This window comes from Agrobacterium sp. NPDC090283 (genome assembly GCF_044769685.1).
Taxonomy (GTDB): domain Bacteria; phylum Pseudomonadota; class Alphaproteobacteria; order Rhizobiales; family Rhizobiaceae; genus Agrobacterium.
This window is the reverse complement of sequence record NZ_JBIVYG010000008.1, coordinates 57,876-83,639: the sequence shown is the minus strand read 5'-3', so window position 1 is coordinate 83,639 and position 25,764 is coordinate 57,876. Positions and strand designations below refer to the sequence as shown.

At 59.2% G+C, this 25,764-nt stretch carries 22 protein-coding genes; 9 read left to right on the top strand and 13 right to left on the bottom strand.

Features of this window, described 5'->3' with window-relative positions; genetic code table 11:
• Positions 1-55 precede the first annotated feature (55 nt).
• Both dnaK and dnaJ read left to right on the top strand, forming a co-directional pair.
• Positions 56-1,957 carry a molecular chaperone DnaK gene (dnaK, locus tag ACIQUH_RS13665; protein ID WP_400815849.1) on the top strand — a complete coding sequence of 634 codons (1,902 nt, stop codon included), beginning with the start codon at positions 56-58 and terminating at the stop codon, positions 1,955-1,957.
• A 90-nt stretch (positions 1,958-2,047) separates the two neighbouring features.
• Complete coding sequence (gene dnaJ, locus ACIQUH_RS13660) at positions 2,048-3,184, top strand: molecular chaperone DnaJ (RefSeq protein ID WP_003507223.1); 1,137 nt, start codon at positions 2,048-2,050, stop codon at positions 3,182-3,184.
• Positions 3,185-3,251: 67 nt separating this feature from the next.
• Here dnaJ and ACIQUH_RS13655 read toward each other — a convergent pair whose 3' ends face one another.
• From ACIQUH_RS13655 to polA, 10 genes are all read right to left on the bottom strand, one after another.
• Positions 3,252-3,803 (bottom strand): DUF924 family protein, encoded by a 552-nt coding sequence (locus ACIQUH_RS13655; RefSeq protein WP_400815846.1) that lies wholly within the window; start codon positions 3,801-3,803, stop codon positions 3,252-3,254.
• Positions 3,804-3,816: 13 nt separating this feature from the next.
• Positions 3,817-4,029 (bottom strand): SlyX family protein, encoded by a 213-nt coding sequence (locus ACIQUH_RS13650; protein WP_400815843.1) that lies wholly within the window; start codon positions 4,027-4,029, stop codon positions 3,817-3,819.
• Positions 4,030-4,177: 148 nt separating this feature from the next.
• Positions 4,178-5,683: a tripartite tricarboxylate transporter permease gene (locus ACIQUH_RS13645; RefSeq protein WP_400815841.1), complete on the bottom strand. Its 1,506-nt coding sequence runs from the start codon at positions 5,681-5,683 to the stop codon at positions 4,178-4,180.
• A 9-nt stretch (positions 5,684-5,692) separates the two neighbouring features.
• Positions 5,693-6,154 (bottom strand): tripartite tricarboxylate transporter TctB family protein, encoded by a 462-nt coding sequence (locus ACIQUH_RS13640; RefSeq protein WP_400815838.1) that lies wholly within the window; start codon positions 6,152-6,154, stop codon positions 5,693-5,695.
• A 99-nt stretch (positions 6,155-6,253) separates the two neighbouring features.
• On the bottom strand, positions 6,254-7,237 hold the full coding sequence (locus ACIQUH_RS13635) for a tripartite tricarboxylate transporter substrate-binding protein (RefSeq protein WP_400815836.1): 984 nt from the start codon (positions 7,235-7,237) through the stop codon (positions 6,254-6,256).
• Between the two features lie 198 nt (positions 7,238-7,435).
• Positions 7,436-8,782, bottom strand: coding sequence for a sigma-54-dependent transcriptional regulator (locus ACIQUH_RS13630; protein WP_400815833.1), 1,347 nt, complete (start codon positions 8,780-8,782; stop codon positions 7,436-7,438).
• The gene (locus tag ACIQUH_RS13625) at positions 8,779-10,581 is read right to left on the bottom strand and encodes an ATP-binding protein (protein WP_400816202.1); all 1,803 of its coding nucleotides are present in this window, start codon (positions 10,579-10,581) and stop codon (positions 8,779-8,781) included. The genes ACIQUH_RS13630 and ACIQUH_RS13625 overlap by 4 nt, the downstream gene beginning before the upstream one ends.
• Before the next feature lie 184 nt (positions 10,582-10,765).
• Entirely contained in the window at positions 10,766-10,951 is a 186-nt protein-coding gene (gene rpmF, locus ACIQUH_RS13620; RefSeq protein WP_003507205.1) for a 50S ribosomal protein L32, read from the bottom strand.
• A gap of 192 nt (positions 10,952-11,143) precedes the next feature.
• Positions 11,144-11,863 (bottom strand): DUF1868 domain-containing protein, encoded by a 720-nt coding sequence (locus ACIQUH_RS13615; RefSeq protein WP_400815829.1) that lies wholly within the window; start codon positions 11,861-11,863, stop codon positions 11,144-11,146.
• Between the two features lie 76 nt (positions 11,864-11,939).
• Entirely contained in the window at positions 11,940-14,939 is a 3,000-nt protein-coding gene (gene polA, locus ACIQUH_RS13610) for a DNA polymerase I (RefSeq protein ID WP_400815826.1), read from the bottom strand.
• Positions 14,940-15,353: 414 nt separating this feature from the next.
• Here polA and ACIQUH_RS13605 point away from each other — a divergent pair, with 414 nt between their 5' ends.
• Entirely contained in the window at positions 15,354-15,788 is a 435-nt protein-coding gene (locus tag ACIQUH_RS13605; RefSeq protein WP_400815823.1) for a MarR family winged helix-turn-helix transcriptional regulator, read from the top strand.
• A 166-nt stretch (positions 15,789-15,954) separates the two neighbouring features.
• Positions 15,955-17,346, top strand: a complete 1,392-nt coding sequence (locus ACIQUH_RS13600) for a dipeptidase (RefSeq protein WP_400815821.1) — start codon at positions 15,955-15,957, stop codon at positions 17,344-17,346.
• A 401-nt stretch (positions 17,347-17,747) separates the two neighbouring features.
• Here the strand turns inward: ACIQUH_RS13600 and ACIQUH_RS13595 are convergent, their stop codons facing one another.
• Positions 17,748-17,957, bottom strand: coding sequence for a cold-shock protein (locus ACIQUH_RS13595; protein WP_003492998.1), 210 nt, complete (start codon positions 17,955-17,957; stop codon positions 17,748-17,750).
• 470 nt (positions 17,958-18,427) lie between these two features.
• On the opposite strand from ACIQUH_RS13595, the gene ACIQUH_RS13590 reads away from it, so the two are divergent.
• The 3 genes from ACIQUH_RS13590 to ACIQUH_RS13580 all read left to right on the top strand — a co-directional run bounded on the left by ACIQUH_RS13590 (position 18,428) and on the right by ACIQUH_RS13580 (position 22,331).
• Complete coding sequence (locus tag ACIQUH_RS13590) at positions 18,428-18,886, top strand: YbaK/EbsC family protein (protein ID WP_400815817.1); 459 nt, start codon at positions 18,428-18,430, stop codon at positions 18,884-18,886.
• 146 nt (positions 18,887-19,032) lie between these two features.
• Positions 19,033-21,327 carry a transglycosylase domain-containing protein gene (locus ACIQUH_RS13585; RefSeq protein ID WP_400815814.1) on the top strand — a complete coding sequence of 765 codons (2,295 nt, stop codon included), beginning with the start codon at positions 19,033-19,035 and terminating at the stop codon, positions 21,325-21,327.
• A 278-nt stretch (positions 21,328-21,605) separates the two neighbouring features.
• Positions 21,606-22,331 carry a sugar transferase gene (locus ACIQUH_RS13580; RefSeq protein ID WP_400815811.1) on the top strand — a complete coding sequence of 242 codons (726 nt, stop codon included), beginning with the start codon at positions 21,606-21,608 and terminating at the stop codon, positions 22,329-22,331.
• Positions 22,332-22,428: 97 nt separating this feature from the next.
• On the opposite strand, the gene ACIQUH_RS13575 is transcribed toward ACIQUH_RS13580, so the two are convergent.
• Entirely contained in the window at positions 22,429-23,007 is a 579-nt protein-coding gene (locus tag ACIQUH_RS13575) for a c-type cytochrome (RefSeq protein ID WP_400815808.1), read from the bottom strand.
• Between the two features lie 150 nt (positions 23,008-23,157).
• Between ACIQUH_RS13575 and ACIQUH_RS13570 the strand changes: the two genes are divergently transcribed.
• Both ACIQUH_RS13570 and ACIQUH_RS13565 read left to right on the top strand, forming a co-directional pair.
• The gene (locus ACIQUH_RS13570) at positions 23,158-23,913 is read left to right on the top strand and encodes a 3-deoxy-manno-octulosonate cytidylyltransferase (RefSeq protein ID WP_400815805.1); all 756 of its coding nucleotides are present in this window, start codon (positions 23,158-23,160) and stop codon (positions 23,911-23,913) included.
• An 11-nt stretch (positions 23,914-23,924) separates the two neighbouring features.
• The gene (locus ACIQUH_RS13565; protein WP_400815802.1) at positions 23,925-24,788 is read left to right on the top strand and encodes a prephenate dehydratase; all 864 of its coding nucleotides are present in this window, start codon (positions 23,925-23,927) and stop codon (positions 24,786-24,788) included.
• 15 nt (positions 24,789-24,803) lie between these two features.
• On the opposite strand, the gene nudC is transcribed toward ACIQUH_RS13565, so the two are convergent.
• Positions 24,804-25,763, bottom strand: coding sequence for an NAD(+) diphosphatase (nudC, locus tag ACIQUH_RS13560; protein WP_400816200.1), 960 nt, complete (start codon positions 25,761-25,763; stop codon positions 24,804-24,806).
• Position 25,764: the final 1 nt, after the last annotated feature.

Here is a 25,764-nt window from a genome sequence, read left to right as displayed (position 1 = left end):
CTGCCACAAGAATGCCTCACGGGGTTCCGGCAACTCGCTTCAAGGAGAGAAGAGCATGGCAAAAGTAATCGGTATCGACCTTGGCACGACCAATTCCTGCGTCGCAGTGATGGACGGCAAGGACACGAAAGTTATTGAAAACGCGGAAGGTGCACGCACCACGCCGTCCATGGTGGCATTTTCCGACGATGGCGAACGCCTTGTCGGCCAGCCGGCCAAGCGCCAGGCGGTCACCAACCCGACCAACACCCTGTTTGCGGTCAAGCGCCTGATCGGCCGCCGTTATGAAGACCCGACCGTCGAAAAGGACAAGGCCCTCGTTCCCTTTGAAATCGTCAAGGGTGACAATGGCGACGCATGGGTAAAGGCACAGGACAAGCCCTATTCCCCTTCGCAGATTTCCGCGATGATCCTTCAGAAGATGAAGGAAACGGCTGAATCCTATCTCGGCGAAAAGGTCGAGAAGGCCGTCATCACCGTTCCGGCCTACTTCAACGATGCGCAGCGCCAGGCAACCAAGGATGCCGGCCGTATTGCCGGTCTTGATGTTCTGCGTATCATCAACGAGCCGACTGCGGCTGCACTCGCCTATGGCCTCGACAAGAAGGACGGCAAGACCATCGCCGTTTACGATCTTGGCGGCGGCACCTTCGATATTTCCGTTCTGGAAATCGGCGACGGCGTCTTCGAAGTGAAGTCGACCAACGGCGATACCTTCCTTGGCGGTGAAGACTTCGACATGCGTCTGGTCGAATATCTGGCCGGCGAGTTCAAGAAGGATCAGGGCATCGACCTGAAGAACGACAAGCTCGCTCTGCAGCGCCTCAAGGAAGCTGCCGAAAAGGCGAAGATCGAGCTTTCGTCCTCGCAGCAGACCGAAATCAACCTGCCCTTCATCACGGCTGACGCTTCCGGTCCGAAGCACCTGACGCTGAAGCTGACCCGCGCCAAGTTCGAAAGCCTGGTCGACGATCTGGTGCAGCGCACCGTCGCGCCTTGCAAGGCAGCGCTCAAGGATGCCGGCGTTTCCGCTTCCGAGATCGACGAAGTCGTTCTCGTCGGCGGCATGAGCCGCATGCCGAAGGTGCAGGAAGTCGTCAAGCAGCTGTTCGGCAAGGAGCCGCACAAGGGCGTCAACCCGGATGAAGTGGTTGCCATGGGCGCCGCCATTCAGGCCGGCGTTCTGCAGGGCGACGTCAAGGACGTTCTGCTGCTCGACGTGACCCCGCTGTCGCTCGGCATCGAAACGCTGGGTGGTGTCTTCACCCGTCTGATCGATCGCAACACGACGATCCCGACGAAGAAGAGCCAGACCTTCTCGACCGCCGAAGACAACCAGTCGGCCGTGACCATCCGCGTTTCGCAGGGCGAGCGCGAAATGGCGCAGGACAACAAGCTGCTCGGCCAGTTCGACCTCGTTGGCCTGCCGCCGTCGCCGCGTGGCGTTCCGCAGATCGAAGTTACCTTCGATATCGACGCCAACGGCATCGTGCAGGTATCCGCCAAGGACAAGGGCACGGGCAAGGAACAGCAGATCCGCATCCAGGCCTCCGGTGGTCTGTCCGACGCCGACATCGAAAAGATGGTGAAGGACGCCGAAGCCAATGCCGAGGCCGACAAGAAGCGTCGCGCCGGCGTGGAAGCCAAGAATCAGGCCGAAAGCCTTATTCACTCCACCGAAAAGTCGGTGAAGGAATATGGCGACAAGGTTTCCGAGACAGACCGCAAGGCGATCGAAGACGCCATTGCCAGCCTGAAGACGGCGGTTGAAGCTTCCGAGCCTGACGCCGACGACATTCAGGCCAAGACCCAGACCCTCATGGAAGTTTCCATGAAGCTCGGTCAGGCCATCTACGAAGCACAGCAGGCCGAAGCCGGCGATGCTTCTGAAGGCGGCAAGGATGACGTCGTCGATGCCGATTATGAAGAAATCAAGGACGACAAGAAGTCCGCATAATCGCGTGACCTTCCGTCTCCTGGCAACATATGCAAGACATCCGGCTGCCGACGTGCAGCCGGAAATCCATTTGCGGGGCTTGTTAACTTAATGGCGAAAGCAGACTTTTACGAAACACTTGGCGTCAGCAAGACCGCGGACGAAAAAGAGCTGAAAAGCGCCTTCCGCAAACTCGCGATGAAATACCATCCGGACAAGAACCCGGATAACGCCGAATCCGAGCAGAAATTCAAGGAAATCAACGAAGCCTATGAAACGCTGAAGGACCCGCAGAAGCGCGCGGCCTATGACCGTTTCGGCCATGCGGCCTTTGAAAATGGCGGCATGGGCGGCGGTGGCGGCTTTGGCGGCGGCGGTTTCGCCAATGGCGGCTTCTCCGATATCTTCGAAGACATCTTCGGCGAGATGATGGGTGGCGGTCGTGCGCGCCGGTCTTCCGGTGGTCGCGAGCGCGGCGCCGACCTTCGCTACAATATGGAAATCACGCTGGAAGAGGCCTTCACCGGCAAGACGGCGCAGATCAGGGTTCCAACCTCGATCACCTGCGACGTCTGTTCCGGCTCGGGCGCCAAACCCGGCACGCAGCCCAAGACCTGCGCCACCTGCCAGGGTTCCGGCCGCGTGCGCGCAGCACAGGGCTTCTTCTCGGTGGAACGCACCTGCCCCACCTGCCACGGTCGCGGACAGACGATCTCCGACCCCTGCGGCAAGTGCCATGGTCAGGGCCGTGTAACGGAAGAGCGTTCGCTTTCCGTCAACATTCCCTCGGGCATCGAAGACGGCACCCGCATTCGCCTGCAGGGCGAAGGCGAAGCCGGCATGCGTGGCGGTCCGGCGGGCGATCTTTATATCTTCCTGTCCGTGCGTCCGCATGAATTCTTCCAGCGGGACGGTGCCGATCTTTATTGCACCGTGCCGATCTCGATGACCACGGCAGCGCTTGGCGGCACTTTCGATGTTACGACACTTGATGGTACGAAATCGCGCGTCACGGTTCCGGAAGGCACCCAGCCGGGCAAGCAGTTCCGTCTGAAGGGCAAGGGCATGCCGGTGCTGCGTTCGGCGCAGACGGGCGATCTCTATATCCAGATTCAGATCGAAACGCCGCAGAAACTCAGCAAGCGTCAGCGCGAACTGTTGCAGGAGTTCGAGCAGCTCTCCTCCAAGGAGAATAATCCGGAATCGACGGGCTTCTTCGCCCGGATGAAGGAATTCTTCGACGGCTGATTGTCGCCGCTCCCATGCCTTTAAAACGCCGCCACCCTTCGGGACTGGCGGCGTTTTCGTTTCCGGCTCAGCCGGAAAAACCGCCTTCATCCAGATATTTTCGCTCCGCCGGGGTCGTTTCCCGCAGCAATATGCCGTTGCGATGCGGAAAGCGGCCGAAACGCTCGATGATATCGCGATGTTCTTCGGCGTGGTGAAGATAAAGCCCGCCAAGCGGCTGGTTCAGGCCGCAGGCGCGCTGCTGGGCCGCCATATCTTCCGCATGGGAGAAGGGCAGATAGAAGAAAACGCGCAAGTCCTCGCCCACCGCCTGATCGTGGCCACGGCGGATAGCCTCGTCGGCAAAAAGCCGTGCCAACGGGTCTGTCGCATACATGTGGGCGGTGTCGCGAAAGCAGTTACGCGGAAACTGGTCCAACAGAAGCATCAGCGCCAAGCTGCTTTCCGCACCCTCCAGCCAGCTATCCAGTTCCCGCCTTGCGGCGGCGAAATGGGCGTCACGAAAACGGTCGTGAAAGTGGTTGTCGAAGGCGGCATCCTTGTCGAACCACTTGTCCGGTCCGGCCTTCTTCCAGAAATCGACTATATCGGCAGCCAGCGCGGCGTTGTCGTTTTTCATTGGCTGTTCCCTGTTAATAATGCGGCGGTCGAGTGATTGCGGGCGCGTCAAGCGATTGCTCTTCGAGGCTCAGAAATCTCTCCGTCAGGCGGTCTAGCTTGGCGCGTGTCTGCTCCACCACCTTCCACTGTTCCGCCAGCTGATCGGAGAGTTCCTCTATCACCTTCGCCTGATGCGCGGCCGTTTCCTCGAGCGTGATGATGCGTTTTTCGGTTTCCGACGTCATATCGACCTCTCTTTCCAGCCCTTCCTTGGGCGTAAAAGCGCACAAGTCAACCATATGTCGCTTTCGTGAAGCGAATTCGTCACGGCGATCCGGAAACGGAAAAAGCCGGCGATGTTTCCATCGCCGGCATCCGGAATTTTTGGCAGTCTCAGTCTTCTTCTACGAAAACCTCTTCGCGCTTCTTCTTCACGCTGGGCAGGAAGACGATGATCAGCACGGCCAGAGCAATGAAGAGCAGGGTGGCGCTGATCGGCCGGGTGACGAAGGTGGTCGGATCACCGCGGGAGAGGATCATCGCGCGGCGCAGATTTTCCTCCAGCAGCGGGCCGAGCACGAAGCCGAGCAGCAGCGGCGCCGGCTCGCAGCGCAGTTTCACCAGCACGTAACCGATGAAGCCGAAGAAGGCGACGGCGTAGAGATCGAAGACGTTGGAATTGACGCTGTAGACCCCGATGGCACAGAAGGCCATGATGATCGGGAAAAGCACATAATAGGGCACCGTCAGGAGCTTCACCCACAGCCCGATCAAGGGCAGGTTCAGGATGACGAGCATCAGATTGCCGATCCACATGGAGGCGATGATGCCCCAAAACAGCGCCGGCTGTTCGGTCGCGACGTTCGGACCCGGCACGATACCCTGAATGATCATCGCGCCGATCATCAAAGCCATCACCGGATTGGCGGGAATGCCAAGCGTGAGCAGCGGTATGAAGGAGGTCTGGGCACCGGCATTGTTGGCCGATTCCGGACCGGCAACGCCAGCCACCGCGCCATGCCCGAATTCTTCCGGGTTCTTGGAGACGCGTTTTTCAACCGTGTAGGACGCAAATGCCGCGAGGATGGCGCCGCCGCCTGGCAGGATGCCGAGAGCCGAACCGATGGCGGTGCCGCGAAGAACCGGCCCCACCATGCGTTTGAAATCATCCTTGGTCGGCATTAGGCCACTGACCTTGGCGATCAGCACCGAGCGAGTCCGCTCGTTTTCGAGATTGCGCAGGATTTCGGCAATGCCAAAGACACCCACTGCGACAGCCACGAAATTCAGGCCATCGGCATATTCACGGATACCGAGGGTGAAGCGCGGCGTGCCGCTATAAATATCCGTGCCGACCAGGCCGAGCAGCAGGCCCAGCACGACCATGGCCAGCGCCTTGACGATGGAACCATGGGCAAGCGCGATCGACGAAACGAGGCCGACGACCATCAGCGAAAAATATTCCGCCGCACCGAACTCCAGCGCAATGGCCGTGAGCGGCGGGGCGAAGATCGCCACGAGGAAGGTGGAGACCGTGCCGGCGAAAAACGAGCCGATCGCGGCAATCGCAAGTGCCGCACCCGCCTTGCCCTTGCGTGCCATCTGATAACCATCGATGGCAGTGACGGCAGACGACGATTCGCCGGGCATATTGATCAGGATGGCGGTGGTGGAGCCGCCATATTGCGCGCCGTAATAAATGCCGGCGAGCATGATGAGTGACGAGACGGGTTCCAGCTGGAAGGTGATCGGCAGCAGCATGGCGATGGTCGCCGTCGCGCCGATACCGGGCAGCACACCGATCAGGGTGCCGAGCAGCACGCCGATCAGGCAGAAGAACAGGTTTGCCAGCGAGGATGCCGTGACGAAACCGAGAGCGAGATTATCGAGCAAATCCATCGCAGCACCTTAAAATTTGAGCCAGGGGCCGAAGCGCTGGAACGGCAGGCCGAGACCGTAGTTGAAAACGGCGACGGAAAAGACCGTGATGGCCGCGGAAAGAATGATCGCCATGAGCGGGCTCATCTTGTGCGAGGCGAAGGAAGCGATGAGCGCGCTGAAAAACAGCGCCGGCACAAAACCAAGACCGCGGACAGTGAAACCGAAGAAAATCGGCGCGGGCAGGATGAAAAATATGCCGCGCCACGCAATTGCTCCGATCCCCTCCCCGACCGGGCGGGCCGATCGCAGGAATATAACGCCGCCGAGCAGGATGAGGATGATTGCCAGAACGAGCGGGAAATAGCCGGGGCCCATACGAAAGGCCGTTCCGATTTCCAGCCCATAGGACTGCAAGGCGAAAAAGACGCCAAGCCCCATGAAAATTGCCCCGCAGATCGCCTCGGCAGGGTCATTAAATAAAGACTTCATGAAAGATGCCCCTCCATCACGGCCGGCATAACACCGGTCCGCCTATTGAAATGATCACGGTCGACCGGCGGCGAGATACCGCCGGTCGTTCCGCGTTCATCAGTCGGCATATTGGCCGGCGGATTCGATCACCGGCTTCCAGCGGGCAATTTCGCTTTCAAGCTTGGCCTTCAGCGCCGCCGGCGTCGCATCGCTTTCCGAGGAGGGCGTGGTGCCGAGTTCGGCAAAGCGGGCCGCGACATTCTTGTCCTTCAGCGCGACCTGCAGCGACTTGGAGAGCTTTTCGTTGATTTCGGCCGGGGTGCCCTTCGGCGTATAGATGCCGTGCCAGATGCCCACTTCGAGTTTCGGCAGGCCCGCTTCGACAACCGTCGGCACGTCCGGCAGCACGTCGAGGCGCTTGGCCGTGGTCACGGCATAGGCTTTCACGGTGCCGCCCTGGATCTGCTTGGTGGTGTTGGTGGTCTGGTCGCACATAATGTCGACCTGGCCGCCGAGCAGATCGGTCATGGCCGGTCCGGTGCCCTTGTAGGGAACGGTGACGAGCGGTGTCTCGATGGCGCTCATGAACAGCATGCCGCACAAATGTGAGGCAGCGCCGATGCCGGCATTGGCGACGGTGACCTTGTCCTTGTTTGCTTTCGCGTATTCGATCAGACCCTTGAGATCCTTGGTCTCGAGGTTCTTGCGCGACAGGATGGTCATCGGGACTTCGGTGACGAGACCCACATATTCGAAGGCGTTCAACGTGTCATAGGCGAGCTTGCGGTAGAGCGTGGCGCTGGTCGCCATACCGATATGGTGGAGAAGGACAGTGTAACCATCCGGATCGGCCGATGCCACACGGCCCGCGCCCAGCGTGCCACCCGCACCGCCGACATTTTCAACGATGATCTGCTGGCCGAGATCCTTCGACATGGATTCGGCGACAAGGCGCGCGACCGTATCCGTCGGGCCGCCGGCGGCAAAGGGCACAACCATGGTGATATTGCGCTCAGGGTAGTTCTGAGCGGATGCGGACAGCGCAAAAAGGGAAACGGCAGCGGCGGCGGCAAGGCCGGTAACTGTCTTCAGTATTTTCATCGATTCCTCCCGGATGAAAATGTTTGCCACTTCAGCCGCGCATGCTCCTCCATGGCGACCGGGGTGACGATATTTGCGATCCGGGAAGGCCATTCAGCAATGGCGGTCTTGCAATAGAGTGCGCTTTTATCGCCATCGCGAAGGGGATTGGGTGGATTTCGACCCATAGGAGCCTATCCATGGGTGGAAATCCACCCATCAGACCTCGGTCATGTGGCGATGCAACCCGTATTTCTGCATTTTTTCATAGAGCGTTTTGCGCGAAATGCCGAGATTCTCATAGACGGATTTCAGGTTTCCGCCATTGGCGGCAATTGCGTGTGCAATCAGGCTTTTTTCATAAGCCGCAACCCTTGTGGCAAGCGCTGCCTTTCCGTCATCCTGAAACGGCAACGATCCTTCGGACACGTCGCTTTCCAGACCGAGAACGAAACGATCGGCGGCATTGCGCAATTCACGCACATTGCCCGGCCATTCTCGAAGGGAGACGGCCGAAAGCAGGTTTTGCGGCACCTCCATGTCTTCCCGCCCGTAGCGAGCCGCAGCTTCCCGCACAAGATGCAGGAAGAGTAACGGTATATCGGCACTGCGCTGCGAAAGGGATGGCACGAGAAGTGTCGCCACGTTCAGGCGGTAAAGAAGATCGGCACGAAACCGGCCAGCCGCAACTTCCTGTTCCAGATCGACCTTGCTGGTGGCAATGAAACGAACATCGAGCTCGACCGTTTCATTCGAGCCGAGACGGGTAATCACCCTTTCCTGCAACACACGCAGAAAGCGGCCCTGCAATTCGAAGGGCATGGAGCCGATCTCGTCCAGCAGGATGGTGCCACCGCGAGCATGTTCGAACTTGCCGTAGCGCGGGCGCAGCGCGCCCGGAAACGCACCGGCCTCATGGCCGAATAGTTCACTTTCGATCAGCGTCTGCGGAAGGGCGGCGCAATTGATCGCCACGAAGGGCCGGTTGGCTCTGGCGCTGATATCATGCAGCGCCCGCGCTACCACCTCCTTGCCGGCGCCAGTGTCACCCACGATCAGCGTATCGGCGTCCGTCGCGCCGATGGCGCGGATGCGATAGCGCAGATCGACCATGACCTGGGTTCTGCCGGGCAGACGTGTCTCGAGATCGTCATGCTTGCCGGCCACCGCCTTCAGGCGGCGGTTTTCCAGCACCAATGCGCGCCGGTCATTCGCCCTTTTGATGATGCCGGCGAGATATTGCGGCGTGAACGGCTTTTCGATGAAATCATAAGCGCCGTTGCGCATGGCGTTGACCGCAAGCTGCACATCGCCGTGGCCGGTCATCAGGATGACGGGTATTTCCGGGTCGAGTTCCCGCACCTTCTGCAGCAGCGTCATGCCATCCATGCCGGGCATCCTGATATCGCTGACCACGACACCGTCAAAGCTGTATCCAATAAGTTCGAGCGCATGTTCGGCACTCGCCAGCATGGTGACGGCAAAGCCGGAGAGCTCCAGCGCCTGCGCCGTGGAAAAGCGCAGCTCCTCTTCGTCATCAATCAACAGAACCCGCGACATCGTCATTCCGCAGCCGCCTCCACGCGCCATGCGGCGGCAGGCAATTCGATTTCGAACTCCGCCCCACCGTCTTCATGGTTTCTGACGCGCAGCTGGCCGCCAAAATCCTTGATGATGTTGTAGGAAATGGACAGGCCAAGACCAAGGCCGCGTCCCACGCCCTTGGTGGTGAAGAAGGGGTCAAAAATACGTTCCGAAATCGCCGCCGGCACGCCGGGACCGCGATCACGGATGAAAATCGACACCGACTGGCCATGCTGCACCGCCTGCAGCGCAATGCGACGGTCCTCGCGCCCCTCCACCGCATCAGCGGCATTGGAGATGATGTTGACGAGCACCTGCTGCAGCCGCACCGGACCGGCCTTTACGGCAAGCGGCATCGGGCCGAGATCGACATCCAGCATCGCATTGGCGGCCTTCAGTCGCGGGCCGACGATTTCAAGCGTGTCGCGAAGCACGGTTTCCAGACCCACTGCCGCCATTTTTTCATTGGGCTTACGGGCGAAGTTCCTGAGATGCTTGCTGATGGACGCCATACGGTCGATAAGGCCCGAAATACGCCTGAGATTTTCCGTCACCTCCTCCAGCCGCCCGCGCTCCACGAGAAGCGAGGCGTTTTCGGCATAATTCTTGGCGGCGGCCAGCGGCTGGTTGAACTCATGCGACAGCGCGGCCGACATCTGCCCAAGTGCTGCAAGTTTGCCAGCCTGCACCAGATCGTTCTGCATCTTGCGCAACTGCTTCTCAGTCTGGCGGCGTTCGGCGATTTCGTGCTCGATCTCCTGATTGACCCGCGCCAGATCGGCCGTGCGCTCCTCCACCCGGCGCTCCAGTTCCGCCTGGGCTTCGGCCTGATGGGTTAACCGATCCCGCAGGCGTCGACGTCTTTGCAACAGCACGGCGATCAGCGCGGCGGCCAGGCACAGGCAGAGGATGATCGCAATCATTGCCGTCTTGACCTGCGTTCGGAGCGAGCCCGTGTCCATCAGCACGCTGACGGTCCAGCCGGCATCGGGCATCGGTTGCGACAGGACCATATATTCCCTCTCACCGTCTTCCTGGCTGATCGTCATCAACTGATGCGAACCGAAACTGCCGTTTTTAAGCGGCAGTTCCTTCAAGGCGGCATTGGCATAACGGCGGGAAGCCTCCGTGCGCGCCAGCCTTTCAGGCGTCAGCGGCATCAGCCCGGAATAAAGCCATTGCGGCGTTCCGGTCATGAAGATGATGCCTTCCGGGTCCGATACCAGAATACGGTTTTCGCCATCGCCAAAGGAGGCCTCTATGCCTTCGATATCGACCTTGAAGACGATGACGCCCTTGATCTCCTCATTGAAGAGAATCGGTGCGGAGAAATAATAACCGCGCTTGTGCGAGGTGGTGCCGAGCGCGAAAAAGCGGGACTGGAAGCCCCTGGCGGCATCCTGGAAATAGGGACGGTAGCTGAAATTCTCACCAACGAAACTTGTCGGACCATCATAGTTGCTGGCCGCGATGGTCTCCCCGTCCAGCGTGATGATATAGATATCGGAGGATTCCAGCAGGGTGTTGATGGATTTGAGGTACACATTGGCGCGCTGACGCAGGGCTTCATCCTTGGGATGGGCGACCAGTTCCTCGATGTCGTCGTGATCGGCAATGAGCGCAGGAAGCGGCTCGTAACGGCTCAGGAGCCCGCCCAGTGCCGAGACGGCGAGCCGAAGCGTCGTGCGACCCTGCTCGGACATTTCGCCAAAATAGCTCTCCGCGATGATGCCACCACCTCTCGTCACGGCGCCATAACCGAGGCCGAGGCTGAGAAGCATCAACAAAATCCAGCGATATTTCACCGAAGCTCCCCTCCTGCTGCAGGCAGCAAACCTGCTCTCCCTAAAAGAGTGTAGGGGGAGCGCGCGGATTTTCCAAGTGAGCGGAAAGGACAGGTGGGCAGTCCTGAAAACAAAAAACCGGCCACGAGGGCCGGTTTTTGCAAAGATGATTTCAGAAAGCTTATGCGCTTTCCTTCGGCGTCAGAACCTGACGGCCGCGATACATACCGGTCTTCAGATCGATATGGTGCGGACGGCGCAGTTCGCCGGAGTTCTTGTCTTCAACATAGGTTGCAGACTTGAGACCGTCAGCCGAGCGGCGCATACCGCGCTTGGACGGGCTTGTTTTTCTTTTTGGTACAGCCATTTTTGTTACTCCACTTAAGCGGCGAAACAACGGAACCGGCCAGAACCAAAGGCCGAATGTCGGATGTCTCGATATCGGAAATTTGGCGCGCTTATACATGCCCAAACGGGCTTTGACCAGCCCTGATGCGCATTTTTTCCGATTCAGCGGAATCGGTATGCAGAACCACGGCTGGTGGCTGCAAATCACACCTTACCTCTTATCGAAAACGACAAGTTCCTTGAAGTGGTTCATATCCTTGAATTCACAGAAAGCCGGCGGACGCATCTCTATGACGGGCGCTGCGGCGCGCAGCTTTTCCAGTTCCTCGTCAAGCATCGCCTGCCAGCGCGGCAGGCACTCCGGCTCGAACCAGCGAACAATGTAGGACAGGGTGATATGGAACTCATAGCTATCATGATCGGGATGGCGATAGCCGAAGAAATCGGCGAATGTGTCACGCCAGAGAGCCACGATCCGGTCATCTTCAGCGGTTGCGCCCTTCATTGCAAGACCTACGGGACGCAGACCCGATACCTGCATTTTGAACGCGGGCAGGACCGGAAATGCGGAAAGACGGTCGCGATAATAGTCCGTCATCGTGTCGATCGGCGTATCGAGCGGCATGTTTTCCGGCCAGTAGGGCAAAGCGCGGCGAAACTCGATGATGCCCTGAAATACCGTCATGTGCAGGCTGGAAACAGGCGTAAAGGCAAGATGCGACGCCTCCGGCATATCCAGAAAACGCTGGCGGGTCGCAATGATCGCTTTTTCGGTCTGCGATCCTTCGACAAGATGGCAGACGACGGTGTTACCTGGCTCGGGCAGGAACTCGCCATTCGCATTGAAGCGGCTGCCCAGATGGCGCGGCGGCTGATCGCGATTAGCGGCGGAAATATACTCAAGATCTTTCGAAACGAGCGGGGCGTGCATCGGGGAACTCCTTGTGAGACGTTCCCCCTAGTCCGCGCGCGCGACAGGGCAATGACATCGACCGCTCAAAGGCCGGTCAATGCGCCTCATCCCAATTGTCGGCGGCACGCGCATCCACTTTCAGCGGCACCTTCATCGAAATCGCCGGCATAGCCGCATCCTCCATGACAGAGACGACGACAGGCAGGGTCTTTTCAATTTCCGCTTCCTCGACTTCGAAGATGAGTTCGTCATGCACCTGCAAAAGCATGCGGGCGGAAAGCTTTTCCGCCTCCAGCGCCGGCTCGATGCGGACCATGGCGCGGCGGATGATATCGGCGGCCGAGCCCTGGATCGGCGCGTTGATGGCGGCGCGTTCGTTGAAGGCCTTCACGGAAGGGTTGGAAGAACGGATTTCCGGGTAATGAGCGCGCCGGCCGAAAATCGTTTCGACATAGCCATTCTCGCGGGCGAAGGCCTTGGTCGCTTCCATGTAATCGCGAATGCCGGGAAAACGCTCGAAATATTTCTTGATATAGTCGCCGGCCTCCGAGCGGGCGATACCGAGCTGGTTGGCGAGGCCAAAAGCGGAAATGCCGTAAATGATACCGAAGTTGATGGCCTTGGCGCGGCGGCGTACTTCCGACGGCATGCCTTCCACCGGCACGCCGAACATTTCCGATGCCGTCATCGCATGAATGTCGATGCCGTTTTCGAAGGCGTTGCGCAGCTGCGGAATATCGGCGACATGGGCCAGTACGCGCAGTTCGATCTGGCTGTAATCGGCCGACAGAAGCTTGTGGCCGGGCGTGGAGATGAAAGCCGTGCGGATCTTGCGGCCTTCAGCCGTGCGAACCGGAATGTTCTGAAGGTTCGGCTCCGAGGAGGACAGACGCCCCGTGGTGGTGGAGGCAAGCGCGTAGGACGTATGCACCCGTTTCGTCTCGGGATGGATATAGCCGGGCAGTGCATCCGTATAGGTCGACTTCAGCTTGGTCAGCTGCCGCCAGTCGACGATCTTGCGCGGCAGTTCGATACCTTCCGCCGCGAGATCTTCGAGAACCTGTGCCGATGTCGACCATTGGCCGGTCTTGGTTTTCGAGCCACCGGCCAAGCCCATCTTGCCGAACAGAATATCGCCGAGCTGCTTTGGGGAGCCGATGTTGAAACGCTCGCCCGCCAGCTCGTAGATTTCCTCTTCGAAGGCCGCAGCCTTCTGAGCGAGTTCACCGGAGAGGCGGGACAGGATCTGCCGGTCGACGGTGATGCCGCGCTCTTCCATATGCGCGAGAACCGGAACGAGGGGACGTTCCAGACGCTCATAAACCTTGGTCAGCCGTTCCGAGACAAGCCTCGGCTTCAGCGCCATCCAGAGCCGCAGGGTGACATCCGCGTCTTCCGCTGCGTAGGCTGTTGCCTTGTCGATATCGACAAAATCGAAAGTGACACTCGACTTGCCCGAACCCGCCACATCCTTATAGGCGATCGGCGTGTGGCCGAGCCAGCGTTCGGACAGTGAATCCATGCCATGCGTGGCCTTGCCGGCCTCGAGAACATAGGAAATTAGCATCGTGTCGTCGAAGCTTTGCATGACGACGCCGTGACGCTTCATCAGCAGATAGTCGTATTTGAGGTTTTGGGCGACCTTCAGGACGGCTTCATCTTCGAGCAGGTCCTTCAGGCGCTCCAGCGCCTCGGCAAAGGGCACCTGCCCCTCAGCCATTTTAATGCCATCGCTGAAGAGATCGCCGCCGGAGCCGGTCTTGTGCGTTAATGGAACGTAGGCTGCGCGGATATCGGTGCCCGTGGCGTCCTTGCCGTTATCGGCAATGGCCAGAGAAAAGCCGACAAGTTCCGCCTGCATCGGGTCGAGCGAAGTCGTTTCCGTATCGAAGGCGACGACGCCCGTCTCCCGGGCAGCGGCTATCCAACGGTCAAGCGTCGCAAGATCCCTGATCGTTAGATAGGCAGTCGTATCGATCGCGGCGGCGGAAAAAAGCGCCTGTCGCGCTGCAGCCAGATCGGCGGGCGCGCTGCCCTCCCCCGTTACTTTCCTTGCCGGAGCGGCAGGCAAAGCCGGGGCGCCTGCTGCGTCAGCAGCGACTTCACCGGACTTGACGGCAGCGGCCGGCGCGTCAAGATCGGGACCATGGGCATCGGCACCCCATTGCACCGGCACATTGGCAGGGTCGATGGCGGAAGCGTCGGTTTCGGTCGCTTCGGCAACCCGGCGTGTCAGCGTCGTGAACTCCATCGCCTTCAGGAAGGCGATGAGTTTCGGGCCGTTCTGCGGTTCGAGTACCAGCGCCTCTAGAGACTGATCCAGCGGCACATCGGTCCTGAGCGCCACAAGCTGTCTGGAAAGGCGGGCAAGCTCCGCATTGGCGATGATGTTTTCCCGACGCTTCTGCTGCTTGATTTCGCCCGCCCGCGCCAGCAACGTATCGAGATCGCCATATTCTTCCAGCAATTGCGCCGCAGTCTTCGGCCCAATGCCGGGAATGCCGGGAACATTGTCGGTGGAATCGCCGGTCATCGCCTGCAGGTCGATCATCTTTTCGGGGCCTACGCCCCATTTTTCGATGACGTCGGGAACGCCGATCTGCTTGTCCTTCATGGCGTCGTACATATGCACATTGGCCGTCACGAGCTGCATCAGATCCTTGTCGGAAGAGATGATGGTGACATCGGCGCCGATTGCCTCGGCCTGCCGGGCGTAGGTGGCGATGATATCGTCCGCCTCGAAACCTTCCGTCTCGATGCAGGGAAGGTTGAAGGCGCGCGTCGCTTCGCGGATCAGACCGAATTGCGGAACGAGATCTTCCGGCGGCGCGGTGCGGTTGGCCTTGTAGAGATCGTAAAGCTCGTTACGGAAGGTCTTCGATGAATAGTCGAAAATCACCGCGAAATGGGTAGGCGTCACACCCACATCGGTATTGCGCGCATCCTTCAGGAGCTTCCACAACATGTTGCAGAAGCCCGAGACGGCGTTGACCGGCAGCCCGTCCGACTTGCGGTTCAGCGGCGGAATGGCATGGAAGGCCCGGAAAATGAAACCGGAACCGTCAACGAGGAAAAGATGATCGCCTTTTTTCATGGGTAGCATGGATAGCGCGGGGCCGTTTTGACGTCCACCGAAACTTCGCACAACACACCGCAAAGCGCAGGGAATACGGTGTCCGCAAGAGCGCGCGAAATTCACCTCAACGTTACCGATTTGTAATCCGCCCTTCCCTTGAAAAGCCGCATTTGCAGACACATTTCTAGGAGGACGGCGCCTGATCACGCCGTAGTCTGATTGCTGGCTCGTCCCCCGCCGCGTCAGACCGGACAAAGGCCTTTCCCCCTCTCCGGGCCTTTGTCCTCCAATATGACCGCCATGGCCGACCCCTCCCGGCCATGGCGGTTTTATTTTGTGCCCTGTCGGGCTGGCTTAAACATATCACGCGATATATATCACGCTATTGAAATTGCCGGACTGAGCCGGCCGTGGTGCTTTATGGGCGGAAAAATGGGTTTTTCCCGGGACGAATCGGCAATCTATCTCGCCTCAAAAATGGCGCGCGAATTCACCATGGCGATGCAGAAAAGAGCCGCCGCGCTCGGTTTCTCCCCCGGGCAGTTCCCCATCCTGATCGAACTCTGGCATGAGGAAGGCCTGACGCAGCGGCAATTGCTCGATAGAATCGATGTTGAACAGGCGACGCTCGCCAATACGCTCTCCCGTATGGAACGTGACGGGCTGATCATCCGCAAATCCCATCCAAGCGACCGCCGTGCCCAGATCATCGAGCTGACCCAGCGCGGCAGGGATCTGGAAGCCAACGCCATTGCCGCCTCCGAAGCCACCGAAGACACGCTGCTCAAGGATTTCCGGCGTTTCGAGAGACAGCTTCTGCTGGAATATATGCGCCGGGCGATCGAAAGCGCCAAAAAAGCGAAATAATATTTAGAGCCCGAAACCGCTTCGCACTTTCCCTGAACTGCTCTATCGTTCCGGCGGCCGCACGTTTGCCGATTCACGACACGCCGGCCCCCTTGTTTCCCGCGATGCGCGATGCCCGCATGTGTCGTCTTATCGCCGGGTCACGACAGACATGACAGGATCAGCGATGACAGACGTTTCCCCCATTCTTTCCACCGCCGACGACAATCTCACCTCCAGCCTCGAGCGGCTGTTCGAGCTCGTGCGCATTCCATCGATTTCGACGGACCCGGCCTACAAAGCGGACTGCCGCAAGGCGGCGGAATGGCTGGTCAGAACGCTTTCAGCGCTCGGCTTCACAGCCTCCGTGCGCGATACGGCCGGCCACCCCATGGTTGTGGCGCATCACGATGCGGCCACAAAAGATGCACCGCATGTGCTTTTCTACGGCCATTATGACGTGCAGCCCGTCGATCCGCTCGATCTCTGGGAAAACGATCCATTCGAGCCCGCCGTCAAGGATATCGGCGCCGGCCGGCAGGTGATCACCGGACGCGGTACGGCAGACGACAAGGGCCAGCTGATGACCTTCGTTGAGGCCTGCCGCGCCTATAAGGCAGTGAATGGCGGCCTGCCGGTGCGCGTCACTATCCTCTTTGAAGGCGAAGAGGAATCCGGTTCGCCCTCGCTGAAGCCTTTTCTCGAAGCCAATGCGGATGAGTTGAAGGCCGATTATGCGCTGGTCTGCGATACCGGCATGTGGGACCGGGATACGCCGGCCATTGCCGCAGCCCTGCGCGGTCTTGTCGGGGAAGAGATTGTCATCACCGCGGCCGACCGCGATCTGCATTCCGGTCTGTTCGGCGGTGCGGCGGCAAATCCGATCCACATCCTCACCGATATTCTCGCCGGCCTGCATGACGAAACAGGCCGGGTAACTCTTTCAGGCTTTTATGACGGCGTGGAGGAAACCCCAGCCAACATCAAGGCCTCCTGGGAAACGCTGGGACGAACGGCCGAAGCCTTTCTCGGCGAAGTCGGCCTTTCTGTTCCCTCGGGCGAAAAGGGCCGTTCCGTGCTGGAGCAGACATGGGCGCGGCCGACGGCGGAAGTCAACGGCATCATCGGTGGCTACACTGGCGACGGCTTCAAGACCGTGATCGCCGCGAAGGCCTCCGCCAAGGTGTCGTTCCGCCTCGTCGGCGAGCAGAATCCGGCAACCATCCGCGACAGCTTCCGGGCCTATGTGCGCTCGAAGCTTCCAGCCGATTGCTCCGTGGAATTCCACGAGCATGGCGCATCACCAGCCATCCAGCTTTCTTATGATTCACCCGTGCTGACCAAGGCCAAAAATGCGCTTTCGGAAGAATGGCCGAAACCTGCCGTCGTCATCGGCATGGGTGGCTCGATCCCGATCGTCGGCGATTTCCAGAAGATGCTGGGAATGGATTCGCTGCTTGTCGGCTTCGGACTTACCGATGACCGTATTCATTCGCCGAATGAAAAATACGACCTGCAGTCCTTCCACAAGGGTATCCGCTCCTGGGTCCGTATTCTCGACGCGCTCGCGGCGAAATAATCCAGAGAAAAAGAGGAGGTGCCGAATATTCGGCACCTCCTCGGCACATAAACAAAAAGGCCGGGCAAGCCCGACCTTTCCATCCGTTTTCCGTCAATGCCAGTACATCCGTGGTCAAAGCGTTCTAACGGTCTAATGCTCCAGAGCGCGTCAAAGATATCGACGCTGCTTTCCGGCTCAAGATCGGCTGCTTTGGTTAATCTTTGGTTAACACAACAGCAGCGGCGCTTTTAAAAGCGCCATTCCCGGCAGTTCCGGTCCGGAGCACTGTTGACCCCTATATTGGTATGTGGTCCGGCTTTTTCAAGGGCAGCCGGTCCAGCCCCTTCCAGCAAAAGAAAAGGCCGGAAAAATCCGGCCTTTCCATTCATGCGAATGACCCTTTCGGGCCAAAGCGCTTATCAGGCAGCAACGAGGTTGCCTGCGGACATCTTGCCCGAGCGACGATCCTGCATCAGCTCGTAGGAGAGCTTCTGGCCGTCGTTGAGGGCGGTCAGACCAGCGCGCTCAACAGCGGAGATGTGAACGAATACGTCCTGCGAACCGTCGTCAGGCTGAATGAAGCCGTAGCCCTTGGTTGCGTTGAACCACTTTACTGTACCAGTCGCCATAACGATTTCCTTCCGTTGGCAATTGTATTTGCACTGCGAGCAGTGCGGACTTGGGTCGAATTTGAAGGAAAAGATCGTCGTGAGCGTCTAAAAAGACGCCGAAGCTCTGGTCGTCAAACAAATATCGATGGCGAAGTAACTAGGTTGGAAGGGGCTGAAAGTCAAGTTTCTTTGAACACGCCCATCTTGCCGGGGTTCAGCAGGGAGCTAGACGACAGGAGCGCCAAAAAGCAAAAACCCGGCGCGGGAGGAGGTGCGCCGGGTTCTTGAAACTGACTGACAATTGGGAGGAGGAGTATTGTCAGTCCAATCGGGCGACGCTGGGAGGAGGAGTGCGTCGCTTCGATGATTTGAAGATACAGGATATCAGCTTAAAAAACAGACGTTTCATCGCAGCGCAGCATTGCACAAATTGCATAGCTGTTGCAGGGTGACTTGAAGCGTCTCCGCGTAACGCCTAATAAATACGCATGTCTATCGAATCCGTCAGAGCCTTTTTCACCGAGAAATCGCCCGAAGTCGCCGTGATTGAAACGGAGGCGAGTTCAGCAACGGTGGCGTTGGCCGCCGAAGCCCATGGTGTCCAGCCCGACCAGATCGCCAAAACGATCTGCCTGAAGGCAGGCGACACCATTCTCCTTGTCGTCGCCGCCGGCACGAGGCGGCTCGATAACCGGAAGTTCCGCGATCATTTTGGGGCCAAGCCGCGTATGCTCGGACCGGAAGAGGTGGTTGCGGTGACCAGCCACCCCGTCGGCGGCGTGTGCCCTTTCGGCCTGCCCTCGCCCCTGCCAGTGTTCTGCGACATATCTCTAAAAAACTACCAAGAGGTGGTTCCGGCTGCCGGCGCCACCAATGCGGCAGTGAAGATTTCGCCCGATGTGATGGCCGAATTGACGGGCGCGCAATGGGTCGACGTCTGCCAATGACGCCGATTTGATCCGGCAAGAGCTTAACCCCGCCTTAAATTGCCGCATTTAAACTCTTCATCCTGGATTAAGGATCGCGCAGGCATGGAAGCCTGAAATTCGAATGGGATGCGCGCGGTTTCGCAAATAGGAGCGACTTCGGCTGAATGGCAGGCAAAGGTAAATCACGCGAACGGGTAGAACCCTCCTTCGGGGATTTCCACGAGTCCGGCGACGACCTGCGCCTTGACGCCAGCGAGCGCATCAGCGGCACCACAAAACAGCAAGCCGGGAAACCGAAGCCGGCATCCGCCCGCGCCAAATCCAGGAAAAAAGAAAAACGCACCCGCAGCTCCGGCCGCGGCGCGACGGGCTTCCTTCGCTCTCTCGTCTACTGGTGTATCGTGCTCGGCATCTGGGGCGGCATCGGCGTTGCCGGTCTTGTCCTCTATTACGGTGCACGCATGCCGAGCGCCAGCAGCTGGTCCATTCCCGAACGCCCGCCGAATGTGAAGATCGTTTCGGTAAATGGCAGCGTGCTGGCCAATCGCGGCACCACCGGCGGCGAGGCGCTCGCGCTGGAGGATATGTCGCCCTATATTCCGCAGGCCGTCATGGCAATCGAGGACCGGCGGTTTTATTCGCATTTCGGGGTCGATCCGCTCGGTCTCGGGCGCGCCATCGTCACGAATGTGCTGACAGGACGAACCGTGCAGGGCGGCTCGACGCTGACGCAGCAGCTCGCAAAAAACCTGTTCCTCTCGCCGGATCGCACGCTGGAGCGCAAGGTTCAGGAAGTGCTGCTGTCCTTCTGGCTGGAGCATAAATTCACCAAGGACCAGATTCTCGCGATGTATCTCAATCGCGTCTATTTCGGCTCCAACGCCTATGGCGTCGAGGCTGCCTCGCGGCGCTACTTCAATAAATCCGCACGCGACGTCAATCTGGGCGAGGCGGCCATGCTCGCCGGGCTTCTGAAAGCGCCCTCGCGCCTTTCGCCGGCGCGCGACCCGCAGGCGGCGGAAGAGCGGGCGCAGGTCGTGCTGCAATCCATGCGCGATGTCGGCTTCATCACCGACGACGAAATCAAGACCGCCATGTCACAGCCGCCGACCAAGGCGAAACGTTTCTGGTCGGGTGCCGAGCATTACGCCGCCGATATGGTGCTGGAGGAAGTGCGCAACCTGGTCGGCGAGGTCAAGCAGGACATCGTCGTCGATACGACCATCGACCCCAATCTCGAGCGCGACGCCGAAAAGGCACTGACGCATGTGCTGCAGGGCGACGGCAAGAAACAGGGCGCCTCGCAGGCGGCGCTGGTTTCCATCGATGGTACGGGTGCGATCCGGGCCGTCGTAGGCGGAGCGGATTATGCCGAAAGCCAGTTCAACCGCGCCGCCAAGGCAAAACGGCAACCCGGCTCCGCATTCAAACCCTTCGTTTATGTCGCCGCACTCGAATCCGGGCTCACCCCCTATACCATCCGCAATGACGCGCCTGTTCGTATCGGCAACTGGACCCCGGAAAATTACGAGAAGAAATATCGGGGCGAAGTGACGCTCGCTACCGCGCTCGCCAATTCGCTGAACACCATTGCCGCGCAGCTGGTGATGGAAGTTGGCCCCGATCGTGTGACCCAGGTGGCGCATCGCATGGGCATCGAATCCGAGCTGCAGAACAATGCCTCCATCGCGCTCGGCACTTCGGAAGTGTCGCTGATGGAGCTGACCGCCTCCTACGCCCCCTTCATGAATGGCGGCTACAAAGCGACGCCGCATATCGTCAAACGTATCACCGATGCGGACGGCAAGGTGCTTTACGAAAACAAATACGATAACCCGCCGCGCGTGCTGAGCGAAGAGATCGCCGCGACCATGAACAGCATGCTGTCGCGTGTCATCACCGAAGGCACCGGCAAGGCCGCAAGGCTGCAGGGCTGGCAGGCGGCAGGAAAATCCGGCACGACCCAGTCTTTCCGCGACGCACTTTTTGTCGGCTACACAAGCAACCTGACCACCGGCGTCTGGTTCGGCAATGATGACGGCACATCGATGAAAAAGGTCACCGGCGGCGGGCTTCCCGCAAAGGCGTGGAAAGATTTCATGACCGCCGCCCATTCGGGGCTTTCGCCCTCACCGCTCTTCGGGCTTGGCGCAGGCGGCGTGCCGCCGCTTGGAGAAATGCAGCAGCCGGCGCCGGAAAGCGCCCCCTCCTCCATTGGCGACATTATTTCCAATGCGCTTGGTGGCGGGACGACCGGCACCCGGGCCTATCCCGACGCGCCGGCCTCGCCCAACCAGCCGGGCATGGCCATGCCGCCGGCGAACATACCCTCCCGCGATATCGAACCTGGCTATCAGGCCGGCAACGGCCCCGTGCCGCCTGCCGATATAGGCAGCTCGGCCCCCGCACAATCGGGGCCGAAGCAGACGACGCTTCTCGACATTCTGATGGGCAACTGAGCGGCACCCAAACGGACCCGGTCTCGGGACGGATGGTGACGGCAGACCCGTTCACCTCCCCAAAAACCCGCTTTTCCCGGGGGATCGACCCCTCGCATCCCTAGCCGAGCGCGAAGATGGCGCAAGGCCGCAACATATGGATGCACCGACATTAACCCTAGATTGCCATTTGCACGGAGGCGGCTACATTTCGGGTGACTTTTTAGGGTAAATGAATTATTAATCGTTCATATAAATTAATTTTCTTGTTTCAAAATAACTTTTCAGGGTTCCATATTATGCTGGGTACTAAAGGCTCATCGCATGCCGTTTTTTACGGCGCTCCCTATCCTGCCGTCCCGTTTGAAACGGCGGAAATACAATCTCCCATCTCCGACAAGAAACCATCGGCTTTTCTGCGCAGCCAGTTTGCGCTCAAAAGGACAATAGACATTACAGGGGCGTCCATCGCCCTTGTGGCGCTTGCGCCGGTATTGGCGACCGTCGCAGTGCTGGTGAAGCTCGACAGCAATGGTCCCGTCCTGTTCTCGCAGGTGCGCTGGGGCATGAACGGGCGAAAAATCCGTGTCTATAAATTTCGCTCGATGCGGGCGGAACTGGGTGATGCCACCGGCGTGGCGCAAACGGTGAAGAACGATCCGCGGATAACCCGTATCGGCGCCATTCTCCGCCGTACGAATATCGACGAACTGCCGCAGCTCATCAATGTGTTGAAGGGCGACATGTCGCTGGTGGGCCCACGCTGCCACGCCATCGGCATGCTGGCGGCCGGCCGTCTTTATGAGGAGCTGGTTCCGCATTATCACATGCGGCACCGGATGCGGCCCGGCATTACCGGCCTTGCCCAGATGCGGGGACTCCGCGGCCCGACGGATCGCAGCGACAAGGCCCGTGCCCGGATCGTCTCCGATCTCTATTATGTCGACAATTTTTCGGTCTGGCTGGATATCAAGATCATGGTCGGAACGGTGATTTCCGAATTGCGCGGCGGCAAGGGCTTCTGATTCTTCAGGCGCCATGCCCGTATTTGCAGTCCACCCCTCACGAAAATAAAAGCCCGGCAGCGATGCCGGGCTTTTTTTCATGAAACCATCATCATGATCAGTTCATCGGTACGGGAGCCGCATTCGGATCCGGAAGCGGAGCCGGGTTTGCCGAAAGCGTGCGCAAATAAGCGATGAGGTCCGCTCGTTCCGTCTCCTTCTTCACACCCGCGAAGCCCATGGCCGTGCCGGGAACGTGTTTCTTGGGAGCTTCGATGAAGTAGCTGAGATGATCGTAATCCCAATGCACGGAACCGCCCTTGGAGAAATCCTTCATCCCAGCGGAGTAGCTGAAACCTTCGTGGCTGGCGATCGGCCGGTTGACGATATCGAAGAGATTGGGGCCGACCTTGTTTGCACCACCACTCTCTCCGGTATGACAGCTCGTACACTTCTTGAAGACGGCCTCACCCTTGGTGGCATCGGCGCTCGCAAGCAATTTTGCGATTGGCGTCGCAGCTGCAGCGGCTTCTCCGCCACCGGCTTCTCCGCCGCCACTCTCTGCCGCGGCAATGGCGTAACCTTCCTTTTCGGGCGCGGGCGCATGGAAAATGCCCTCAGACGCAATCGACACCGACATCAGGACGAAAACCGTGCCGAGCAACGCCCCAACGCCCATATTAACATAAGAATTCATCTATATGCGCTCCCTCGCATCCGCTCCATATAACCGGGCATCTTGAAATTGCTCGAAAGCTATGGCTTTTGCACAGCCTGCGCAACTTGAATAATGCTCCCCACACCGTGACGTTTTGACACTTTTCGGGCGGGATTTGAAGGGTGTCGGATGAAGAATCGGGATTTCGAGAAAGCTGTCGTCCTCATACCGGCGCGGATGGCCTCCACGCGCCTGCCCGGCAAGCCACTTGCCGACATTGGCGGCAAGCCGATGATCGTGCAGGTGGCGCTGAGAGCACGCGAGGCCGGTGCGGAGCGAATCGTCGTTGCGGTCGACGACGAACAGGTGTTTTCAGCGGTGAAAAACGCCGGTTTCGACGTGATGATGACACGTGACGACCACCAGTCCGGCTCGGACCGCATTTTCGAGGCGCTGCAAAAGGCCGACCCCTATGGCAAGGCGGAATACGTCATCAATGTCCAGGGTGACCTTCCGACCATCGAGGCGGAAACCATCCGTGCCTCGCTGCGCCCGCTGGAAAATGCCGCCGTCGACATTGCGACGTTGACGGTCGAAATCACCGACGAAGAGGAAAAAACCAATCCGAACGTGGTGAAAGTGGTGGGCAGCCCGCTTTCCGAAACACGGTTGCGCGCGCTTTATTTCACCCGCGCCACCGCGCCTTATGGCGATGGGCCGCTTTATCATCACATCGGACTTTACACCTATCGCCGCGCCGCACTTGAAACATTCGTGCGCCTGCCGCCCTCGCCTCTGGAATTGCGCGAGCGGCTGGAACAGCTGCGTGCGCTGGAAGCGGGCATGCGCATCGATGCGGAAATCGTCCGGTCCGTACCGCTCGGCGTCGACACGCCGCACGATCTCGAAAAAGCCCGCAAGATCCTTGCAAGCAGAACCCTCTAACGGACAGTCCCATGAGCTTGATTACCAATCGCATTGCCTTTCAGGGCGAGTTCGGCGCGAATTCCGACATGGCCTGCCGTGACATGTTTCCGCATATGGAGCCTTTGCCATGCCCGACATTCGAGGATGCCTTCAACGCTATCGAGAATGGCGAAGCCGATCTCGGCATGATCCCGATTGAAAACACGCTGGCCGGCCGCGTCGCAGATATCCATCACCTGCTGCCCGAATCACGCCTTCACATCATCGGCGAATATTTCATGCCGATCCGTTTCCAGCTGATGGTGGTGCCGGGCGTGACGAAGGATGAAATCCGCACCGTCCACAGCCATATCCATGCGCTGGGCCAATGCCGAAAGATTATTCGTGCCAATGGCTGGAAGCCCGTCATCGCCGGCGATACGGCGGGCTCCGCAAGGCTGGTTTCCGAAAAGGGCGACCGCAGCATGGCGGCACTGGCGCCACGCCTTGCCGCGGATCTCTACGGTCTCGATATTCTGGCTGAGAATGTCGAGGATTCGGAAAACAACGTCACGCGCTTCGTGGTGCTTTCCCGTGATGAAAACTGGGCCAAGCGCCAATCGAGCGATGAAATCGTTGTCACCACCTTCGTCTTCAATGTTCGCAACATTCCGGCCGCGCTCTACAAGGCCATGGGCGGTTTCGCCACCAACGGCATCAACATGACGAAGCTAGAGAGCTACCAGCTCGGCGGCAAATTCGTGGCGACGCAGTTTTATGCCGATATTGAAGGCCACCCCGATGACGAACCGGTGCGGCATGCGCTGGACGAGCTGCGCTTCTTTTCGGAAAAAGTCCGCATTCTCGGCGTCTACAAGGGCCATGCGATGCGCGGCAAGCTCAACCAGGGTTGAGCCTGCCGAACGGGATTATTTCGTCCATTCCACCCAGTCGCGCATCAGCCGATGCGCGATGGCGCCGCCGGGAGGCGCTGAAAAGCCGTCGCCCGTCGCCGTCTCCAGCATCTTTGCGACTTCCGCCCGCGTGAACCAGCGGCAATCCTCCAGTTCGATCTCATCGCGCGCAATATCGAAAGACAGTGCCTCGGCATAACAGCCGATCATCAGCGTATGCGGCATCGGCCAGGGCTGCGACGCGTGATAACGCACGCGGCCGATTTCCACGCCGGATTCCTCATGCGTTTCGCGGCGGACAGCCTGCTCGATGGTTTCGCCCGGTTCGACAAAACCGGCAAGGCACGAATACATGCCCGGCGCAAAATGCGCGCCGCGGCCAAGCAGGCACAGATCACGCTCGATGTCGATCGTCATCATGATGACGACGGGATCGGTTCGGGGAAAAATAGTGTGGCTGCAGGCGGCGCAGATACGCTTGTAGCCGCCGATTCGCAGCTCCATGGTGCCGCCGCACTTGCCGCAAAAGCGATTGTCGGCGTTCCAGTGGGTGAGGCTGACAGCCTGTGCGACTTCGCTCAGCAATTCCTCGTCGAGAAGATGGTCGCGATAAAGCGTGCGGGCGTCGGCCAGCTTGTAGTGGCTCGCCAGCTGGTCTTCCGCCACGGCAACCGGCACCGCAATTCTCGGTTCGCCGGTTTCGCGATATCCGAGCAGAACGGCACTGTCGAAATCCGGCTGCAACTCGGCCAGTTCATAGGCGGAAAACAGGGGATCGATGACCTGCTCGTCATGTTTCAGGACAAGCCGGTTGCCCGAAAAGGCAAAAATATGGGTGCCGTCGACTTTCAGCGCATCGGCAACGCACTCCTCCGTCCGCTTTTCAGCGAAACGGTCGAGAGCATTTTTGGAAAAGGCCGTCAGCAGGCTTGCTTCGGGATGGGGGGCAGTGGTTTCAAAAATTTTCATGGACATC

Excerpts from the sequence above, each read along its gene's own strand:
- dnaK (WP_400815849.1), top strand. The coding sequence starts at position 56 with ATGGCAAAAGTAATCGGTATCGACCTTGGCACGACCAATTCCTGCGTC.
- dnaJ (WP_003507223.1), top strand. The coding sequence starts at position 2,048 with ATGGCGAAAGCAGACTTTTACGAAACACTTGGCGTCAGCAAGACCGCG.
- ACIQUH_RS13655 (WP_400815846.1), bottom strand. The coding sequence starts at position 3,803 with ATGAAAAACGACAACGCCGCGCTGGCTGCCGATATAGTCGATTTCTGG.
- ACIQUH_RS13650 (WP_400815843.1), bottom strand. The coding sequence starts at position 4,029 with ATGACGTCGGAAACCGAAAAACGCATCATCACGCTCGAGGAAACGGCC.
- ACIQUH_RS13645 (WP_400815841.1), bottom strand. The coding sequence starts at position 5,683 with ATGGATTTGCTCGATAATCTCGCTCTCGGTTTCGTCACGGCATCCTCG.
- ACIQUH_RS13640 (WP_400815838.1), bottom strand. The coding sequence starts at position 6,154 with ATGAAGTCTTTATTTAATGACCCTGCCGAGGCGATCTGCGGGGCAATT.
- ACIQUH_RS13635 (WP_400815836.1), bottom strand. The coding sequence starts at position 7,237 with ATGAAAATACTGAAGACAGTTACCGGCCTTGCCGCCGCCGCTGCCGTT.
- ACIQUH_RS13630 (WP_400815833.1), bottom strand. The coding sequence starts at position 8,782 with ATGACGATGTCGCGGGTTCTGTTGATTGATGACGAAGAGGAGCTGCGC.
- ACIQUH_RS13625 (WP_400816202.1), bottom strand. The coding sequence starts at position 10,581 with ATGCTTCTCAGCCTCGGCCTCGGTTATGGCGCCGTGACGAGAGGTGGT.
- rpmF (WP_003507205.1), bottom strand. The coding sequence starts at position 10,951 with ATGGCTGTACCAAAAAGAAAAACAAGCCCGTCCAAGCGCGGTATGCGC.
- ACIQUH_RS13615 (WP_400815829.1), bottom strand. The coding sequence starts at position 11,863 with ATGCACGCCCCGCTCGTTTCGAAAGATCTTGAGTATATTTCCGCCGCT.
- polA (WP_400815826.1), bottom strand. The coding sequence starts at position 14,939 with ATGAAAAAAGGCGATCATCTTTTCCTCGTTGACGGTTCCGGTTTCATT.
- ACIQUH_RS13605 (WP_400815823.1), top strand. The coding sequence starts at position 15,354 with ATGGGTTTTTCCCGGGACGAATCGGCAATCTATCTCGCCTCAAAAATG.
- ACIQUH_RS13600 (WP_400815821.1), top strand. The coding sequence starts at position 15,955 with ATGACAGACGTTTCCCCCATTCTTTCCACCGCCGACGACAATCTCACC.
- ACIQUH_RS13595 (WP_003492998.1), bottom strand. The coding sequence starts at position 17,957 with ATGGCGACTGGTACAGTAAAGTGGTTCAACGCAACCAAGGGCTACGGC.
- ACIQUH_RS13590 (WP_400815817.1), top strand. The coding sequence starts at position 18,428 with ATGTCTATCGAATCCGTCAGAGCCTTTTTCACCGAGAAATCGCCCGAA.
- ACIQUH_RS13585 (WP_400815814.1), top strand. The coding sequence starts at position 19,033 with ATGGCAGGCAAAGGTAAATCACGCGAACGGGTAGAACCCTCCTTCGGG.
- ACIQUH_RS13580 (WP_400815811.1), top strand. The coding sequence starts at position 21,606 with ATGCTGGGTACTAAAGGCTCATCGCATGCCGTTTTTTACGGCGCTCCC.
- ACIQUH_RS13575 (WP_400815808.1), bottom strand. The coding sequence starts at position 23,007 with ATGAATTCTTATGTTAATATGGGCGTTGGGGCGTTGCTCGGCACGGTT.
- ACIQUH_RS13570 (WP_400815805.1), top strand. The coding sequence starts at position 23,158 with ATGAAGAATCGGGATTTCGAGAAAGCTGTCGTCCTCATACCGGCGCGG.
- ACIQUH_RS13565 (WP_400815802.1), top strand. The coding sequence starts at position 23,925 with ATGAGCTTGATTACCAATCGCATTGCCTTTCAGGGCGAGTTCGGCGCG.
- nudC (WP_400816200.1), bottom strand. The coding sequence starts at position 25,763 with ATGTCCATGAAAATTTTTGAAACCACTGCCCCCCATCCCGAAGCAAGC.